We start from the raw sequence: 18,137 nt of genomic DNA, 5'->3' as shown, positions 1-18,137 counted from the left end.
GGTCTGAATTGCATTCGTGATTTGCGCTGATTAGCCCGAATCATATTCGTGAATTGTCTTCTCAAATCTTCATATTTTCTGTGGTGTCTCAAAGTGTATCACCTGGCTTTATCTGTTGTATAAAATTATCGATAATAAATATTGGAATTTATGTTGCAAATCTACTTTGCATAAATTCAATTGTATTAAGGGCTTTTTCCATCCTGTGATTTGATCAGGAAACGTGAATATTGAATTGTGACGTCAAGTTCATATGTGTATTGAACGAAAAGCATAAAAAATGGCGTCGATTGAGAACCACAAAGGTTCTGTTTGATGTCATACTGAACTTTGCGTGATGAGGAAGTTGTTGTTTGCTTTTCTGCGCTTAACGCGTGTGTTGGGCAAATTGCAACTTTTGACAGTCAGGTGGGAACCGATTTTTGCGGAGGTGGGCCGCATCTGCCGGTTGGCCGTCATTTCCCCAAGTGCGCTAAACAAAACGAAAATATCGGGCAAAAATAATGAATAGTGTAGCTACGAACATGGTCGTCGTGCCGGACATCGCGGGACCAGTTCAGGACGAAAGCAGCGAAGGCAAGGTCCTTGCGATTTCGGAAATGTCGGAACTTTTCGGCGTAACTCTGAGAACGCTTCGCTTCTATGAAGAAAAGGGGCTGTTGAACCCGGTACGTCGTGGTGCTCGCCGCTTCTACAGCGCTCAGGATGTCGGGCGCATGCGCGTGATCCTGCAGGCCAAGAAGATCGGGCTGACGCTTGCCGAAATCCGCCGTGTCATCAAGCTGGTGGAAAGCAATACACCGCGAAACGATCAGTTCGTGGAGTTGCAATCGATCTGCCAGGGCCAGCAGAAGATCCTGATGGAACAGAAGGCCATGCTCGATGAGCAGGTCGCAGAAGTGGACCAGGTTCTGAATTCGCTGAACGCTCTCGTTACGGCGGGCTAGAAGCGATCCGGCCAGGCTGCTTTGGCAGGCTGGCCGCTCTGGTGAAAGCAGTGTTACCGGGATCCTCCGGCCGCAATAAAAAAGCCCGCAGCATGCTGCGGGCTTTTTCGTTTTTTCATCAGGTCGCGTTGAACGCGCGCGGCTCAGGCCGACTTTGCTTCACGCATGTAGTCGGTAAACCGCTTGAACAGGTAATGGCTGTCGCGCGGGCCGGGAGATGCCTCGGGATGATACTGGACTGAGAAGACCGGCTTGCCCTTGAGTTTCAGTCCGCAGTTCGAACCGTCGAAGAGTGAAACATGCGTTTCCTCGACCGTGTCCGGCAGGCTTTTTGAATCGACGGCAAAGCCGTGGTTCATCGAGGTGATTTCGACCTTGCCGGTTGTGTGGTCATGAACCGGATGGTTCGCTCCATGATGACCCTGGTGCATCTTGACGGTCTTACCGCCGAGAGCGAGGGCCAGCATCTGGTGACCGAGGCAGATACCGAAGGTCGGAATGCCCTTGTCGACAACGGTCTTGATCGCCTTGGTGGCGTATTCGCCGGTCGCGGCAGGGTCGCCCGGACCGTTGGACAGGAAGACGCCATCGGGATCGAGTGCGAGGATCTGCTCGGCGGTCGCGTTTGCCGGAAGCACCGTGACGTTGCAGCCGGCATCTTTCAGAAGGCGCAGGATGTTGCGCTTTACCCCGAAGTCGAGGGCAACGACGTTGAACTCGGCAGCTTCGGAGTGACCGTAACCCTTGTCCCAGGCCCAGGTGGTTTCGTCCCAGCCGTGTGTTTCGTGGGTCGTCACGTCCTTGGCAAGATCCAGCCCTTCCAGACCTGACCAGCTCGCTGCCATCTTCTTCAGGGCGTCGATGTCGAACTTGCCTTCCGGATTGTGTGCGATGACCGCATGCGGCATGCCCTTCTCACGGATGAGAGCCGTAAGAGCGCGCGTATCGACCCCGGAAATGCCGATCAGGCCACGGTCCTTGAGCCACTGGTCGAGGTTCTTCGACGACCGGTAGTTGGCAGGTGCGGTCACGCTGGCATTGAGAACGCAACCGCGGATGCCGGTGCTGGAGGACATGTCGACAGTTTCGACATCCTCATCGTTGGCGCCGACATTGCCGATATGCGGGAAAGTGAAGGTGATGATCTGACCGGCGTAGGACGGGTCGGTCAGAATTTCCTGATAGCCGGTGATTGCGGTGTTGAAGCAGACTTCGCCAACTGCTTCTCCAGTAGCGCCCAGTCCCTCTCCTTCAATCACGCTTCCGTCGGCGAGTACAAGGAGGGCGGTCGCTGGTTTTATCGACCATGCGTCGGCAGTCGTCATGTCTTGTGTCCAGGTTTTGTTGGTGACATCATGCGCTGCAGGTAAGGCTTGAGCGCGCGGGGATCAATCCCGACAGAATGCCGTCTGCATTAAGCGCTGGACTCTATGGGAACCGGTCAGAATCGTCAACATCGATCACTCGAAAAAAAGTCATTACCAATCAATGGCTTGCTTGTGTGTGGGTTGCAAGCTTGCCCGAAGACCACTACTGTCCGGCGCCTGTGTCGGGGCGGGGTTTGAAAGACATGCGCGACAGAATCGGAATGGCACTCAAGGACGCGAAGGCGTCCGGAGACAAACGTCGGTTGGCAACCTTGAGGCTGGTCCAGACCGCCATCAAGGACCGTGACAGTGCCGCGCGCGATGCCGGAAGCGATGGCGTCGACGACGAAGATGTTCTGGATATCCTGCAGAAAATGGTCCGGCAGAGAGACATTTCCGCCTCCGAATTCGAAGAGGCGGGACAGCTTGATCTGGCCGAACAGGAGCAACGGGAAGCCGACATCATCAGGGAGTTTTTGCCCGAGCAGATCAACGGCGAGGAAATGCGGCGTCTGTGCGAGGCTACGGTCAAGGATATCAAGGCCGCCGGGTTGCGGGATATCGGCCGTTGCATGTCGGAATTGAAGGCGCGCTATCCTGGTCAGATGGATTTCGTCCAAGCCTCATGTGTCGTCAAGGATCTGTTGCGTTCCGAGCCGAGGTCCGAGGCCAAAGCGGGCGAGTAAATCGGCCGGAAAAGCGACGGCAGTTATCCCAAGCCTATCCACGGACGGCGGGATGGTAGCCGGATTTCTGTCTTTCTTCGTATTGCTGTCTGGATATGGCTCCCGCTTGGCTGCTATCCTATATGGCTGACGGGCGACCAGCGTCAGGGCCGGAAAACGGCTGACGCCTCGGACGACTTTCCAAGATCCTTCAACATGCGCCTGACCTTCAGGGCCACCGGCTAAGACTGATGCGTTTCGACAACCGCCTGCTAGATGAAATCCGCGCGCGGATCTCCCTTTCCGATCTGGTCGGAAGGCGGGTGACATGGGACCGTCGAAAGACGCAGCCGGGGAAAGGCGATTTCTGGGCCTGTTGCCCGTTTCATCAGGAAAAGAGCCCGAGCTTTCACGTTGACGACCGGCGCAATCGGTACAAGTGTTTCGGCTGCGGAGCCTCTGGTGACCATTTCCGCTTTCTGACCGATACCGAAGGCCTCAGCTTTCCCGAGGCGGTCGAACGGCTTGCCGAGCAGGCGGGCGTTCCCTTGCCGGCCCCTGACCCGCAAGCGGCACGACGGGAAAAGAAGCGCGCAAGTCTCGCAGAGGTCTGCGAGATGGCTGCCCGTTTTTTCCAATCTGAATTTGCCGGGCCACGCGGCCAGCATGCCCGCACCTACACGCAAGGGCGCGGGCTGAGCGCGCAGACCCTGTCCGAGTTCCGCTTCGGTTTTGCTCCGGACAGCCGCGATGCGCTGAAGTCCTATCTCGCGCAGCAGGGTGTGCCGGAGGCCGACATGGTCGAGGCGGGGCTAATCATCAAGCCCGAAGACGGACGGCCCGGTTACGATCGCTTTCGCGGACGTTTGATGATCCCGATCCACGACGAGCGCGGACGGGTCGTTGCTTTCGGTGGTCGTATCCTCGGTGAAGGTCAGCCAAAATACCTGAATTCTCCCGAAACACCGCTGTTCCACAAAGGGGTCATGCTGTTCAACGCGCACCGCGCACGAGAGCCAGCCTTCAAGTCGGGTCAGGCCGTGGTCGTGGAAGGGTATATGGACGCCATCGCACTTTGGCAGGCAGGGGTTCATCATGTCGTCGCAACGCTCGGGACGGCGTTCACGGAAGATCAGGTCATGCGCTTATGGAAGCTGGCGCCTGAGCCGGTGGTCTGTTTCGACGGTGACGTTGCGGGCGTTTCTGCGGCCCACCGTGCGATCGACCGGATCTTCCCGATCCTGCGCAGCGGCTATTCCTTCCAGTTCTCCTTCTTGCCCGACGGCATGGATCCGGACGATCTTCTCAAGCAGCGCGGCCTTGAAGGCTTCCATGCCGAGACAGCCAAGGCGCAGTCCCTGTTCGACGCGGTCTGGGACCGGGAAATCTCAGTCGCACGGCTCGATACTCCTGAACGCAAGGCCGCGCTTGAAAAGCGTTTCGACGATCTCGTCGCCGCGATAAAGGACGAGCGGGTTCGGCGTCGCTACCAACTGGATTTGAAGTTCAAGCTGTCGAACCTGTTCTTTCAGCAGGCGCGGCAGGGGCGTGGTGCAGCTGGTGCCGCAGGAGCGGCAAAGGCGGCTGGCTTGCCGGGCGCAAGGATTGCCAGGGAAAGCGTTTCCGCCAGTGACGATTTCGGCAATGAACGCTTGTTGCTCGGGTTGTCGGTCCGCTTTCCGCACCTGCTCGATCGGAATTTCGAGCGGTTTTCGCGTTTGCCGTTCGCCAATGACCTGCACCAGAAGATGCGGGACGTCATCTGCCGGATCGTCGACGATCTGGAGGAAACGCCAATCGCCGAGCTGACGGGCGGTCTTGAAGAGCCGCTGCGCGACGTCATGAATGAGATGCTGCTGGAGACGATCGGTTTTCAGGAACAAAAGCGGGCAGAGTTCTCGGCTCTCAACCATCGCTTCCCGCTGCTGAAGTCAAATCCGCCGGAGGATTTCATCGAGGCAGTCTTTGTTCATTTTCTTGACGTGTTGGAGCTGCAGGCACTCGAGACCGAGCTTGAAAGCGAAATGCAGTCCGCTGAAGAGGATCTCGACGAGATGACATGGGTGCGCGTGCAGGCGCTGACCCAGGACCTGACGCGTCGCCGGGAGGAGTGTGCCCGGGATGAAGCTGACCTTGCAGAGCGCGCCAAGAAGATCAAGATCGCGCCTCCTGTGGTGATGGCGCCAGCAGCGGTGGTCGGCTGATCCGGCGAATTTGACCTCGAAGAACCTTCGAATTTACCAATTTGGGCAAGTTTCTGGCGGTTTTTGATTGACCGGACCCGAATCACACTTGCGAATCGGAAACGTCGAGCTAAATAGAGGAATACCAGCGCGATACGCCTCAGCAGGCCAATGAGCCTAGGGCGAGAAGTCTTGAACACGACGCTGCATAATCCGTATGAAACATCAGCGGCGATGTTTATTCATCACCGCAGTCGGTACTCCGTGTCGATTTGGTCGCGCGCATCCGTGCTCGGGCAAAAATTTTCACGGTTAATCGGGACTTAAGGGACACGGCTTACAACCCGAATCAGACTTATCCGTCAAAGTGCTTGCGCAGCATTCGATGCCTTGCGCGCCGCTGACGGTTCGGGATGTAGGAATTTCAGGCGCGGCGCGGTTCCAGTGAACCGCGATTCTGGAGCAAAATATGGTAGCCAAGGCGACACAGGCAGACGACAATCAGGAAACCAATGCGGAGGGCCCCGACGGCCCGCTGTTGGATCTGTCACAAGCCGCCGTCAAGAAGATGATCAAGGCCGCGAAGAAGCGCGGCTATGTGACTTATGACGAGCTGAACGAAGTTCTGCCTTCCGAACAATTCTCCTCCGAGCAGATCGAAGACATCATGTCCATGCTGTCGGACATGGGGATCAACGTGGTCGAGGCGGAAGAAGCCGAGGAAGGATCGCCTGACGAAGTTGATGGCGGCGAGCTCGTCACTGCCGCCAGCACGGCAGTTACCAAGACGACCACGACGAAGGAACCTGCCGATCGTACCGACGATCCGGTTCGGATGTACCTGCGCGAAATGGGCTCCGTCGAGCTGCTGTCGCGCGAAGGTGAAATCGCTATTGCCAAGCGCATCGAGGCTGGCCGCGAGGCCATGATCGCCGGGCTTTGCGAAAGCCCGCTGACCTTCCAGGCCATCATCATCTGGCGCGACGAGCTGAACGAAGCCAAGGTTCTGCTGCGCGACATCATCGACCTGGAAGCGACTTATGCCGGACCGGACGCGAAGGCTGGTCCGCAAAGCGCCAACGACGATGACGAAGAATCGGAAGCCCGTCCGGAAGACGAAGAGGCTCGCGACGAGGCCGAGGAAGGCGAGGGCGATGGCGAAGAGGACGACGACGAGTTCGAGTCCAACGTCTCCCTGTCTGCCATGGAAGCCGAGTTGAAGCCGGCGGTCCTGGAAACCTTCGACCGCATCGCCGACGAGTACAAGAAGCTGCGCAAGCTGCAGGACCAGCTGGTCGAGAACAAGCTCGCCAACAAGACCCTGTCGCCGTCACAGGAGCGCCGCTACAAGAAGCTCAAGGAAGACATCATCGTTGATGTGAAGAGCCTGTCGCTGAACCAGAACCGTATCGACGCCCTGGTCGCCCAGCTCTACGACATCAACAAGCGCCTGATGGGTTACGAAGGCCGTCTGCTGCGCCTGGCCGACAGCTACAACGTCGACCGTACGGACTTCCTGAAGCAGTACCAGGGCGCGGAGCTTGATCCGAACTGGTTGCGCAAGGTCGCCAACCTGTCGACCCGCGGCTGGAAGAACTTCATCGCCAAGGAAAAGGAAACCGTTCGCGAGCTGCGTCAGGAAATCCAGACGCTGGCGACCGAGACGGGCCTTGAGATCACCGAATTCCGCCGCATCGTTGCCATGGTGCAGAAGGGCGAGCGTGAAGCGCGTATCGCCAAGAAGGAAATGGTCGAGGCGAACCTGCGTCTCGTTATCTCAATCGCGAAGAAATACACCAACCGCGGTCTGCAGTTCCTCGATCTGATTCAGGAAGGCAACATCGGTCTGATGAAGGCGGTCGACAAGTTCGAATACCGCCGCGGTTACAAGTTCTCCACCTATGCGACGTGGTGGATCCGTCAGGCGATCACCCGTTCGATCGCCGACCAGGCTCGCACGATCCGTATTCCGGTGCACATGATCGAGACGATCAACAAGATCGTCCGCACCTCGCGCCAGATGCTGCACGAGATCGGCCGCGAACCGACCCCGGAAGAGCTGGCCGAAAAGCTGCAGATGCCGCTTGAGAAGGTCCGCAAGGTTCTGAAGATCGCCAAGGAGCCGATCTCGCTGGAAACCCCGATCGGCGACGAGGAAGACAGCCATCTCGGCGATTTCATCGAGGACAAGAACGCAGTCCTTCCGATCGATGCGGCGATCCAGTCGAACCTGCGCGAGACCACGACCCGCGTTCTCGCCTCGCTCACGCCGCGCGAAGAGCGTGTCCTTCGCATGCGCTTCGGTATCGGCATGAACACCGACCACACGCTGGAAGAAGTCGGACAGCAGTTCTCGGTTACCCGCGAACGTATCCGCCAGATCGAGGCCAAGGCGCTGCGCAAGCTCAAGCACCCGAGCCGCTCGCGCAAGCTGCGCTCGTTCCTCGACAGCTAAGCGTCAGGAAATCTGTGATTGCGAAAACCCGGCCCTGGCGCCGGGTTTTTTGTTTTTTCAGGCTTGCTCGCGCTATGAGCTGCGAGCGGATCGGTGATGGGCTTGACGGTGATGACAAGTGTGATCGCGTCGTCATTTGGCCGCAGTTCATCATCAAGTGTTCTATGATTGCGGCGAGTGGCCGTGGTTCCTTTTGCCCCGCTGCCGACATAGGCTGTGACGGGCCCCTCGCAGACGGGAATGATGTTGGAGACCGATACGCACGACCAGGCTGATCCGGTTGCCGGTGACGGTGCGGACGAAGCGGCATTGGCTTCCATGCCTCTGGTGGCAGGACCGCGAACCCAACCGGAGGCAGGGCGTCGCAACCCGGTGTGGGTCATCGCTCTGGCAGTCTCGGTTGCCCTGCACGGCCTGGTCGCCGTTGCGTTCCTGCCGCACACACCGGATCAACTCGAGGCAACGGTTGTGGTTACTCCTGTCGAGGTCGAACTTGTTCCGCCACTTGAGTTGAGCGAGGAGCAGCAGCCAGAGCCTGAACCGGAGAAGGTGGAAGAACCTGAGGTCGCAGAGGCTCCGCCTGAGGAACAGCCAGAGCCAGAAACGACAGAAAAACAGGTTCCCGAGGAACCACGAGAAGCCGACGAGGCCCCGGCGCCGTCGGAGAGTGTTTTGCAACCGGTGGTCAAGTTTGGCGAGACCGACGGTGGGCAGGAGACGTCGGCCGATGGCAATGCAGCGGAGCCTGAGGCCGGTTCTGAGGTTCCGGTCGAGGAGGTCGTTGCCGAGGTCCAGCCGGAGGAAGACGCGCCCTTGGAAGAGCAGCCGGCACCCGAGGAAACTGCACCGGACGAGATTGCGCCCGAGTTAGCGGCAACCGAAACACCGACACAGGAAGAGCCAAGCGACCAACCTCCCACTGAAGAAACGGCCGAGGTCTCCGAAGCGGAGGTTCAGCCCGACGAAACTGCAGTGGAGGAACCAGGCAATCCGGAAGCTGCGGATATTGATCCCGCTGGGCCGGACGAAATCGCGGATACTCCCGAAGACTTCGGTGTAGTCGGGCCGATCGTTGCCAATGTAGCACCGGCCCCAAAACCTGCACCACCGGTCCGGCGGTCGGCAGAGAGCGCCGCCGAGCCTGCGCGGCCACGTCGGGACGGTCCACCGCTTGCCCGTGCACGAGAACTCTTCTCCAGCTCGATCCTTTCCGATGTACGGACGCAGACAGCGATGCGCGGCATGGGACCTGCCGAACGCCTGAACCTCTTGTGCATGACGGAACTGCGAGCCCAGCTGGTTACGTTCTACCCGAACAGGCCACCTGAAATGCTGCCGACGTTCAGGCCGCAAGCAGGCACCGTGCTTGAGCCGGTCCGCGCGGCCTACCGCTCGCGTGGGGAGTGGTTTGACCTGGCCTTCCGGTGCCAGACGGATGCGGATGTGACAGAGGTCAAAACCTTCGACTTCCGGGTCGGGCCTCCGATTCCGCCGGCACAATGGGCGGAACGCGGGTTGCCGAGCTTCTGAAAGTTACTTTGAACGTTGTCGCTGCTCAGCTGCGGTCTTCGCTCAGGAATGAGCGGAACATCCAGCCCTTGCCGCCTTTGAAGGAAACCCGGCACCAAAGGCCCTGGCAGGCTCCATTGATCCTGATGTCGCAACGGCCGAGGTCTAGGCGGTATAGAACGTTGGTTCCGTCCGGATGATCGAGGACGGGAGCCTTTCCGAACATCGCAACCTTCGAAACGCACCAGGCCGTTTCCCTTTCGCTCAGGTCGATGGATCCGGCGAGGCCGTAGGCCGATGCGTTTGAAGCGGGGATCAGGGTTGCTGCGGCAAAGACAAGGGGTGCAATGCGCCCGAGGGTACGCGCGTGTCTCGGTGATGAACCGACCGGCCGCATGCCGTGAGACAGCTTTCCAATCTGGTGGTCTTCCTGCAGCAAGTAGACTTCGCTCCGGTTTCCATTGCGACTAAATCGAAGTCGATTGTTACCTTAAGGTAGTTGCCAAAGCATGGATCGGCCAGAGCAGAGGTTCCTTTTCTTGGGCAACGGATGCTGATTGACGTAAAAACCGAGACCTTGTAGGGGCTTGCCGATGCTGGCGAGAGGCTACATTTTGCCGGCTAGTCCCATGATTTCGCCCATCTGAAGTGGTTCCACATGACAAGCCAGACGACCCGCGCCCTGATCGAAGCCTATTATGCCGCCTTCAATGCTGGCGACACAGCCGCGATGCTCTCCATGGTCAGCGATAACGTTGCCCATGACGTGAACCAGGGCGGACGCCGTTCCGGCAAGGCGTTGTTCGCGGAGTTCAACGATCACATGACCCGCTGCTACAAGGAAGAACTGACCGACATCGTCATCTTCGCGAGCGATGACGGTACGCGCGCTGCCGCCGAGTTTATTGTCAATGGAAGCTATCTTGCCACGGATGAGGGGCTCCCGGAGGCTGCAGGACAGACCTATCGCTTGCCGGCTGGCACCTTCTTCGATGTGGCTGGAGGAAAGATCAGCCGCATAACGACTTACTATAATCTCGAGGACTGGATTTCCCAGGTCTCAGCGGGAGGATAAGTCGTCAAATATATTGGCGTCCCTGCCTGTTGCATAAGTTTTGTGATTTTTGAATAAGTTGTTGTTTTCGATTTTCAATTATTTCGTGATAAGCGTATCTTTTTCTTAATTTTACTTCCATCTCTCCTTGCGGTGTCGATCGGTGCGTGATCGTCTTTGCCGGTCAAACAACCGCAAGGGGGGATGGAAATGAATCTACTGAAGCCTTACTCGGGATATCTGCAAAGCCTGTTCCGCATCATGGTCGGTCTCGCTTTCCTGCAACACGGAACCACGAAGCTACTTCATTTCCCGGCAACCAAGATGTCGGGGATTTCTCCCATGTCGCTCAGCGGCGCTGCCGGCGTTATCGAGCTGGTTTGCGGTACGTTGATCGTGGCCGGACTTTTCACGCGTCCTGCAGCATTCCTCGCCAGTGGTACCATGGCCTTTGCCTACTTCCTCAAGCATGCACCGCGCGACTTTTTTCCGATCAACAATGGCGGTGAATTGGCGCTGGTCTATTGTTTCGCGTTTCTGTTCCTGGCCGCCGCCGGTGCGGGACCGATCAGCGTCGACCGGATTCTCGGCAAGGCCTGAGAAGACCGCTATTTCTCAAGAGAGACCTCATCAGGCGCGGGGCAATGCTCCGCGCTTTTTTCGTTTCCACGGCCGCTTGCGGGTGCGCGATCAGGGACACCGTCAGAAACAGGCTTGCCAGCTTCAATATAACGATATAACTAGTTTTATAGTTATTTGGAGAAGCTCATGGAACTCGAACTGGCGGCACAGGGTTTTGCGGCCCTCGGATCGGAAGCACGCCTGCAGGTGGTTCTCACCCTGGTGAAGGCAGGCAAGGCGGGTCTCCAGGTCGGAGACATTCAGGCGCGGACGGAAATGCCCGCATCAACCCTTGCCCATCACCTGAAGTTTCTGGCCTCGGCCGGACTGGTCGAACAGGAGAAACAGGGACGGGCGGTCATCAACCGCGCGGCCTACCGCCATCTGGAGCAGCTCGCCGGCTACATCCTGAAGGAATGCTGCTCCGACGAAGTCGACATCGCGGCGTGCTGCACGCAGGCCAAGGAGGAACGCGCATGAGCGGGATGGACATCACCACCACTTCGGGCGGCTGTTGCAGTACCCCGGAGGGCAGCCCATGCTGTGCTGCCAAGCCGAAGCCAAAAGACTATATGAAGGTTCTTAGGACACCGTGGACCATAACGCTTCTCGTCCCGGTATTGGTCCTGCTCCTCGACCGGTCACAGGCACTGCCGCTGAGCGTATTTGCAATCAAGGCATTCCTGTCGACCTTGCCCTACCTGATCTTTGCCGTGCTGCTGATTGCCCTTCTGAAGGCTGCTGGGGCCGAGAGCGCAATCCGTCGGGCCTTTGAGGGCCGGGAAACGGAGGCGATTGTGCTGGCTGCCCTTTTCGGTGGTCTTGCGCCCTTCTGTTCCTGCCAGGTCATTCCGTTCATCGCCGGGCTGCTGGCCGTCGGTACGCCTCTTTCTGCGGTGATGGCCTTCTGGTTATCGTCGCCCCTGATCGATCCGCCGACGCTCCTGATCACTGCGGCGGCTCTCGGCTGGCCCTTTGCCATTGGAAAGGCGGTCGCTGCCGTGGCCCTCGGTCTGTTCGGCGGGTTTGCGGTGAAGATGATGCTGGCTGGCGGGGCCTTTGCGACTCCGTTGAAGCAAGTCGGTTCCGGTGGCTGCGGGTGCGGGCCGTCCGGTTTTCGGGGCAAGCCGGTCTGGCGTTTCTGGCAGGAGGGACAGCGCCGTGCAGTCTTCTCTCAGGAGCTGAAGCTCAATGCGCTATTCCTGATCAAGTGGCTGGCTCTCGCATATGTGCTCGAGGCAGTTCTGGTAACCTATGTTCCGGCGGAGCTGATCGCGCGGACGGTCGGAGGCGAGGGCGTCGTCCCGATCGTTGCAGCGGCGATCGTCGGCATGCCGGCGTATCTGAACAGCTATGTCGCGCCTCCGCTTCTGGCGGGCCTGATCGAACAGGGAATGAGCACCGGGGCGGCCATGGCCTTCATGATTGCCGGTGCTGTCAGTTCCATTCCGGCAATGGCGGCGGTGTGGTCGCTCGTTCGTCCCCTCGTCTTTGCCACCTATCTCGGGCTGGGCATTTTCGGGGCGGTCATTGCAGGGGTAATCTTCCAGTACATCGTTTGATGCGACCGGATCCTGAGCAGGCGGGTGAACTTCGGGACCCAACGGAATGATCCCATCACCTGATGTGACTTGAATGGAGCGTATGGCGGGTTAGTCTCACTGCTGTCGTCCGTCAGAAAGTTCTCCCATGAATATCATTGTCATAGGTGCCGGAATTGCCGGTCTTTCAACCGCTTGGGCCCTCGCCAAGAAGGGCGCTGTGGTCGCGCTTCTGGAGCAGGGGCCGATCCCCAATCCCTTGTCAGCATCCGGGGACCAGCACCGGATCATTCGCCGGGCCTATGGCGGCAAGGGCGGATATCAGAAACGCATCAGCGAGGCCTATGACGCCTGGGACGAGATGTGGTCCGACATTGGCGCAAAGCATCTGGTGGACACGGGCTTTCTACTTCTTTCCCAGGTTCCGGGGGACGAGGGTGAGGAGTACCGCGACGGCCTGATCGAGGGGGGGTATGCCTTCGACCAGATGACGCCGCAGGAGACAGAGCAGCGCTTTCCCTTTGTCGATGGCAAGACCATCCGGTTTGGGGCCTTCAGCCCCGAGGGTGGTGTCCTGCTATGTCAGAAGATCGCGGCGGACCTGCGCGACTGGTTGCGCGCAAACGACGTTGATGTTCGCGAGAAGTCGAAAGTCACCTCGCTGGAGCCGACCGAGGGGCGTGTTCGTCTGGAAAACGGCGAAGAGCTTACAGCCGATCGTGTTGTTGTAACCGCAGGCGCCTGGGTTCTTGGGCTATTGCCGCAACTGTCCGTGTCGCTGACAACCTACCGGACCGCGGTGGTTTACCTGCGTCCGCCGAAAGACCTTAGGACGGCGTGGGAAAACGGCCCCACCATCCTCGACGTCGGCGGAACGGTCGACGGCTATGTCCTTCCGCCGGCCGCCGGTACCGGGCTCAAGTTCGGCGCGGGAATTCACAAGCGTAAAAGCGGACCAGATACCGACCGGGTAGCAGCTCCGGGAGAAGGAGAGACACTGCGAAATCACTTTTCTCCGCCCTTCGGTCGGATTGAGGAATATGCGGTCGAGGACGTCGCGACCTGTGCCTATACCTTCACGGCCGACGAGCATTTCTTCGTCAAGGAGATCGGCAAGGCCGTCGCAGTATCCGCCTGCTCGGGCCACGGCTACAAGTTCGGCGCTGCGATCGGTCGCCGGATCGCATCCGGGCTTCTTGAGAACAAGGTTGACACCGCACGCATCTGGCTCGAAGCGCGGGATTGATCGCTGTAGCAGGCAGGGCCGGACGGCTGCCGAGGCCTCCGTCCGGAACCAGCCATTCAGGCCTTCTTGAGCTGCATGCGCGCCAAGGTGCGGTCCTTCAGAATGAACTGATGCCATAGTGCGCCGAGGACGTGCGCGGCGATCAACACGATGAAGAGCGGTTTCATGACCTCATGGACCTCGCCTGCAAGATGGACGCCCAGGTACCAGGCGACGAGGCCAGTGACCGGCGCGATGATCATTAGGAGATAGAGGAGCCCGTGGACCGATGCGGCGGCGACGTGCTGCCAGCGCGGCCCGGGGAGAGGGGCGGGCGCTCCATGAACAAGCCTGAGCGCGATCCGGACCGCCATCAGGGCGAGGACGGATATGCCGACCCAGATATGGGCATTGCCGATGACAGTGGTGACGAAGTCCGGTGCTTCACCCTCGCGCAGGGCTTCGCCCAGTTCCTCGATGCTTTCGCCGAAGATGAGCTGAAAAGCGATAAGAGCGGCGATGGTCCAATGGAGCAAGATCTGCGACTTGCCGTATTGGGCTGGCTGGCTGGATGACATGGCTGGCCTTCCTGTATCGGTTTCGTTTGATGAGCCCCTCACCGGCACCCTATCGAGCTTTCTTGACAGGCGTTTGCGGAATTTGTCGCAAGGTGTCTCGAACACGTCGTGTCATTTCGCGCCTCCCGCGGTTGATTTTTCGGGGCGAGGCCGTGATCTTGTGCCCTCGGATGTTAGTGGGAGTTAGGCATGGCAATCGAGATCAGGGTTCTCAAGGGAGACGAGCTGACTGCGGCACTGAAGGATCTGGCGAAGCTTCGGATCAAGGTGTTTCGCGACTGGCCGTATCTCTATGAGGGCACCATGGAATATGAGGAACGCTATCTCGCGCGCTATGGAAAAACGGAAGGGGCGGTCATCGTCGGGGCCTATGACGGCGATCGTCTGGTCGGCGCAGCAACTGGGGAGCCGCTGGAGCAGGAGGTGATCCAGTTCCGTGCTCCGTTCGAGGACAAGGGGCTCGACCCAAAGGAAATCTTTTACCTGGCTGAATCGGTTCTCGATCCCGCCTATCGCGGGCAGGGGATCGGACATCGTTTCTTTGACGAGCGCGAGGCCCATGCGAGAGGCCTGGGCTTTTCGGCAGCAGCATTTTGCGCGGTGATCCGGCCGGACAACCATCCGCTGAAACCGGACGACTATTCGCCGCTCGACGGCTTCTGGCGCAAGCGCGGCTACGAGAAGCTTGCAGGCGGCATTGTTCACTTCCCATGGACCGATGTCGGCGGAGACACGGAAACGGAAAAGCCGATGCAAGTCTGGATGCGTCAGCTCTGACACATGAACGGGGCAGCAATCCTTGATCTGATGCGCTGCGACGATCTGATACAAATTGCCGGCCGTCTGCGTTGCGAGACTTGCCGGCAATTTTCGTTTGCCCAGATTACTGAGACAGCTCCCAGGTGATCGTGACATTGGCGGAGAGGGTTTCCTCGCCAGTCTCGATCGGGACCGGGGCGCTGTCGGCCATCATCATCTTTTCAGCGCGAACGGCGTATGGACGTGGAATTGAAATTCCCGCTTCGCTGATGCTGAGAACACGGCCCAGCTTTACGCCGGCGGCCGCGGCATAGAGCTCCGCTTTGGCCTTGGCGTTTTCGACTGCACCCTTGCGCGCTGCCTGCAGTTTCTCTTCCGCGTTGCTGACGCGGAAACTGATGCCGTTGACCTGATTGGCGCCCGAGCGCACGACCGTATCGAGGATCGTGCCGAGCTTGGCAAGGTCCCTGATCTGGACGGTTACCCCGTTTGCAACCTCATAGCCGACGATCTCAGGCGTCTGGCTCGGGTTTTCACGGCGGTCATCGTAGCGCGGATAGATCGAAAAACCGCTGGTCTGGATGTCTTTCGCTTCGATTCCGGCTGCCTTTATCTCGTCGATCACCGAGGTCATCGCCTTCGTGTTCTGGCCGAGTGCGTCCGGAGCTGTCTTTGCCATGGTAACAACCCGGGTGGTGACAACGGCCATGTCGGGGGCGACCGAAGCCGTGCCTTCACCGCTCATGGTGATCGAGCCGGGCGAAGAGGTTTCGCTCGCCTTCAAGGCTCCGGCGCCCGCGAAGGGGAGGGCAAGAGAAACAAGGGCCACTGCGAGGGCGTTCCTGGTCGTCAGGGAACGGCGCTGCGTGACGGTGGTGAATGGAATGAATGACTTGAACATGTATCTCTTTTGACCTCGAATTTTTTTCGCGCATCCGGTCCGATGCCCGAGGTGAAAATCATCCACGCCGATTGGGGCAGGCCGATGGCGTCCTGGTTCATTCGCCGTTCAGCTCTTGCCGGCACCGCTCACCGCTGCAACGGGCTCTCCTATGTCTCCGTTGGCGGACAGGAGGATGGCGATCGGCCGGGAGGTCTCGAATTTGGAACAGACGATGAGGATCAAGACCGTGAGAGGGACGCATGTAACCATGCCGACGACGCCCCAGATCGCTCCCCAGAACGCCAGTGAGAGCAAGATGACGATGCCTGACAAGTTGAGGCTTGAGCCCATCAGCCGCGGCTCAATCAGGTTGCCGATGGTGAACTGGATCAGGCCGAGGCCGATCAAGATGCCCGCAAAGGGGGCGAGAGTGTCAAAGTAGACCAGCGACAGAAGCGCGGGAAAAATGACGCTGACTAGGGAGCCAATGGTCGGGATATAGTTCAGGAGGAACGCTATGAAGCCGAACAGGGCAGCATAGGGCAGGCCAAGCAGGCTGAGTATGAGGCTCGTCAGGAGCCCGGTTACGATACTGACCGCTGTCTTGATGCCGAAGTAGTGCAGGATCGACGCGTTGATTTCCGACCTGATTGCAAAGGCGGCCTTGGCTCGCTCGGGATCCGTAAACAGTTTCGCGAACTTCCTATCGAAGGTCGACTGCTCGAGCAGCAGGAAGAGCACATAGATGAAAACCAGCGACGCGGATCCGGCGACGGTCGTGACGAAGCCGGCGCCGGCCGTGACCATCCTCGGCACGATGGCGTCCGGCAGGAAGTCTTTCAGCTCCAGCGGCTCCGACAGGGAGACCATTCTGGCAAGGTCCGCGAAGATCTCCTCCAGCCTCTGTTGGTAGACGGGCGCGTCGCGGGCGAGTTGTGTCAGATTGACGGCCACCATGTCGAACACGAAGGTTGCCGCAAGGAAGATTGACACCAGGGCAAGCGGAAATGCGATCCAGCCCGGAAGCCGGACCGGCCCGAGCGGGATCATCTGGATGCCGTGGGAAAGCGCGTTGATCAGATACCAGACGATCAGGGCAATGACGAACGGCAGAAGAAGGGCGCGCCCGGTCACGAGGAGCCAGCCGACAAGGCAGACGAGGACGAGGCTGGAGGTTACGCTCAACAGCGATGGCCGCATGGAAATCCCTTCCTGATGGCGCTTTGCATCATCCCTAGGCCTACACGTTCTGAATATCGTTTGAAAGGTGCCAAGCGGTGGCGGCTCAACCGTCTTCCAGAGGATGAAAGGGCTTTTTTCCGGAACCGCCAGCCGCTATGGATAGCGGGTGGAATTGCGACGGCGTAAAAAGGCGCCCGAGTTGTCAAAGGATTTTGAAGCGCTTCGGGGATATTGCCCCTGACGCGCAAAAGGTGGCAGGCCCCGGATCAAGATACCGGTGCTGCCGTTATGTGGAGTGCAGTCATGAATTCCAAGGGCATCCGTCGGACGCTCCGTGTTGTCGTACCTCTGGCGATCCTGTTCTGGCTGGTTCCCTGGATAGCCGGTCTGTTCATTGTCTGCGGGCTGATTGACGTAGCGCGTCACAAGCGTTTCGACAGCGCGCTGCTCGCCAAGTATTTCTCCGGCAACGGCATGCTGACGTGGGTTTTGTCGCCGATCAACCTTCTCTTCGACCTGATCAGCAAGCGGCACCATTACCGCATGCATCTTGAAGATTTTCCGACCGAAGAACGGGTCGAAATCGAGAACATGCTGAGGGTCTTTGATGACCGGCGAGAGGAAATCATGGCGGACATGCGCCAGCGCATGGAAGGCAAGGCGCGCGGCATGGTTTTCTACCGCTGGTACGACGAAGCCATGGATCAGTCGGTTCCCGAGTTCAATCGGAACTTCAAGTACGTCAAGACCATCGGCGTGTCCCTGTTCAATGGCCAGGAAAAGACCTCGCTGCACTTCGGCCCGCTGCGCCTGACGATCCGCCTGCTTTACAACCTGACGCCGCGCCAGAGCGAGAAGGTCTTCATCGAGGTCAACGGCGAGAAGCATTTCTGGCATGACGACCCGCTGTTCATCTTCGACGACACTGTTCAGCACCGCTCGGTGAATGGCGAGGATGGACTGCGCGCCTGTGTCTTTGTCGATGTCCTGCGGCCAAGCGCCTTCACGCGCCTGCAGAATGTTGTCGTGAAGATCTTCAACCTGTTGCTCTCCGGCGTGAACCGCATCTTCTACAAGAACTGGGACATGCTCTCCAAGAAGCCGACTGAACCCGCCTCTCAGTCGTGAGGTGTTGATGCGCAAGGCCTGAAGGCACTCGGGTCTTGCG

Annotated in this window: 17 protein-coding genes; 12 read left to right on the top strand and 5 right to left on the bottom strand. The window is 58.9% G+C overall.

The window, feature by feature from the left end; translation table 11 throughout:
- The first annotated feature begins 503 nt into the window (after nt 1-503).
- Entirely contained in the window at nt 504-947 is a 444-nt protein-coding gene (locus ACN0SY_RS08545) for a MerR family transcriptional regulator (RefSeq protein ID WP_417686327.1), read from the top strand.
- A 143-nt stretch (nt 948-1,090) separates the two neighbouring features.
- Here ACN0SY_RS08545 and carA read toward each other — a convergent pair whose 3' ends face one another.
- Complete coding sequence (carA, locus tag ACN0SY_RS08540) at nt 1,091-2,272, bottom strand: glutamine-hydrolyzing carbamoyl-phosphate synthase small subunit (RefSeq protein ID WP_417686325.1); 1,182 nt, start codon at nt 2,270-2,272, stop codon at nt 1,091-1,093.
- Between the two features lie 245 nt (nt 2,273-2,517).
- Between carA and ACN0SY_RS08535 the strand changes: the two genes are divergently transcribed.
- From ACN0SY_RS08535 to ACN0SY_RS08520, 4 genes are all read left to right on the top strand, one after another.
- A complete protein-coding gene (locus ACN0SY_RS08535; RefSeq protein WP_417686323.1) occupies nt 2,518-3,000 on the top strand; it encodes a GatB/YqeY domain-containing protein in 483 nt (160 codons plus the stop codon).
- A gap of 230 nt (nt 3,001-3,230) precedes the next feature.
- A complete protein-coding gene (gene dnaG, locus ACN0SY_RS08530; protein WP_417686321.1) occupies nt 3,231-5,183 on the top strand; it encodes a DNA primase in 1,953 nt (650 codons plus the stop codon).
- A 448-nt stretch (nt 5,184-5,631) separates the two neighbouring features.
- Nucleotides 5,632-7,617 carry an RNA polymerase sigma factor RpoD gene (gene rpoD / locus ACN0SY_RS08525; RefSeq protein WP_417686319.1) on the top strand — a complete coding sequence of 662 codons (1,986 nt, stop codon included), beginning with the start codon at nt 5,632-5,634 and terminating at the stop codon, nt 7,615-7,617.
- Between the two features lie 240 nt (nt 7,618-7,857).
- Complete coding sequence (locus ACN0SY_RS08520; RefSeq protein ID WP_417686317.1) at nt 7,858-9,147, top strand: DUF930 domain-containing protein; 1,290 nt, start codon at nt 7,858-7,860, stop codon at nt 9,145-9,147.
- Nucleotides 9,148-9,172: 25 nt separating this feature from the next.
- Here the strand turns inward: ACN0SY_RS08520 and ACN0SY_RS08515 are convergent, their stop codons facing one another.
- Nucleotides 9,173-9,565 (bottom strand): hypothetical protein, encoded by a 393-nt coding sequence (locus tag ACN0SY_RS08515; RefSeq protein WP_417686315.1) that lies wholly within the window; start codon nt 9,563-9,565, stop codon nt 9,173-9,175.
- Nucleotides 9,566-9,784: 219 nt separating this feature from the next.
- Here ACN0SY_RS08515 and ACN0SY_RS08510 point away from each other — a divergent pair, with 219 nt between their 5' ends.
- The 5 genes from ACN0SY_RS08510 to ACN0SY_RS08490 all read left to right on the top strand — a co-directional run bounded on the left by ACN0SY_RS08510 (nt 9,785) and on the right by ACN0SY_RS08490 (nt 13,588).
- Nucleotides 9,785-10,201 (top strand): ketosteroid isomerase-related protein, encoded by a 417-nt coding sequence (locus tag ACN0SY_RS08510; protein ID WP_417686313.1) that lies wholly within the window; start codon nt 9,785-9,787, stop codon nt 10,199-10,201.
- Nucleotides 10,202-10,390: 189 nt separating this feature from the next.
- Nucleotides 10,391-10,780, top strand: coding sequence for a DoxX family protein (locus ACN0SY_RS08505; protein WP_417686311.1), 390 nt, complete (start codon nt 10,391-10,393; stop codon nt 10,778-10,780).
- Nucleotides 10,781-10,948: 168 nt separating this feature from the next.
- Nucleotides 10,949-11,281 (top strand): ArsR/SmtB family transcription factor, encoded by a 333-nt coding sequence (locus ACN0SY_RS08500; RefSeq protein WP_417686310.1) that lies wholly within the window; start codon nt 10,949-10,951, stop codon nt 11,279-11,281.
- On the top strand, nt 11,278-12,363 hold the full coding sequence (locus tag ACN0SY_RS08495; RefSeq protein ID WP_417686308.1) for a permease: 1,086 nt from the start codon (nt 11,278-11,280) through the stop codon (nt 12,361-12,363). Before ACN0SY_RS08500 ends, ACN0SY_RS08495 begins: the two co-directional genes overlap by 4 nt.
- Before the next feature lie 127 nt (nt 12,364-12,490).
- Entirely contained in the window at nt 12,491-13,588 is a 1,098-nt protein-coding gene (locus ACN0SY_RS08490; protein ID WP_417686306.1) for an NAD(P)/FAD-dependent oxidoreductase, read from the top strand.
- A gap of 56 nt (nt 13,589-13,644) precedes the next feature.
- Here the strand turns inward: ACN0SY_RS08490 and ACN0SY_RS08485 are convergent, their stop codons facing one another.
- Complete coding sequence (locus ACN0SY_RS08485) at nt 13,645-14,145, bottom strand: cytochrome b (protein ID WP_417686305.1); 501 nt, start codon at nt 14,143-14,145, stop codon at nt 13,645-13,647.
- 189 nt (nt 14,146-14,334) lie between these two features.
- Between ACN0SY_RS08485 and ACN0SY_RS08480 the strand changes: the two genes are divergently transcribed.
- Complete coding sequence (locus ACN0SY_RS08480; protein ID WP_417686303.1) at nt 14,335-14,922, top strand: GNAT family N-acetyltransferase; 588 nt, start codon at nt 14,335-14,337, stop codon at nt 14,920-14,922.
- 106 nt (nt 14,923-15,028) lie between these two features.
- On the opposite strand, the gene ACN0SY_RS08475 is transcribed toward ACN0SY_RS08480, so the two are convergent.
- Nucleotides 15,029-15,805 (bottom strand): SIMPL domain-containing protein, encoded by a 777-nt coding sequence (locus ACN0SY_RS08475; protein ID WP_417686301.1) that lies wholly within the window; start codon nt 15,803-15,805, stop codon nt 15,029-15,031.
- Between the two features lie 108 nt (nt 15,806-15,913).
- On the bottom strand, nt 15,914-16,987 hold the full coding sequence (locus ACN0SY_RS08470; RefSeq protein ID WP_417686299.1) for an AI-2E family transporter: 1,074 nt from the start codon (nt 16,985-16,987) through the stop codon (nt 15,914-15,916).
- 285 nt (nt 16,988-17,272) lie between these two features.
- Here ACN0SY_RS08470 and ACN0SY_RS08465 point away from each other — a divergent pair, with 285 nt between their 5' ends.
- Nucleotides 17,273-18,097 (top strand): aspartyl/asparaginyl beta-hydroxylase domain-containing protein, encoded by an 825-nt coding sequence (locus ACN0SY_RS08465; RefSeq protein WP_417686297.1) that lies wholly within the window; start codon nt 17,273-17,275, stop codon nt 18,095-18,097.
- The last annotated feature ends 40 nt before the right edge of the window (nt 18,098-18,137 follow it).

Source organism: Roseibium sp., from assembly GCF_048261595.1.
Lineage (GTDB): Bacteria > Pseudomonadota > Alphaproteobacteria > Rhizobiales > Stappiaceae > Roseibium.
Note: the sequence above shows the minus strand (reverse complement) of the source record. Positions and strands in the feature narration are given on the sequence as shown.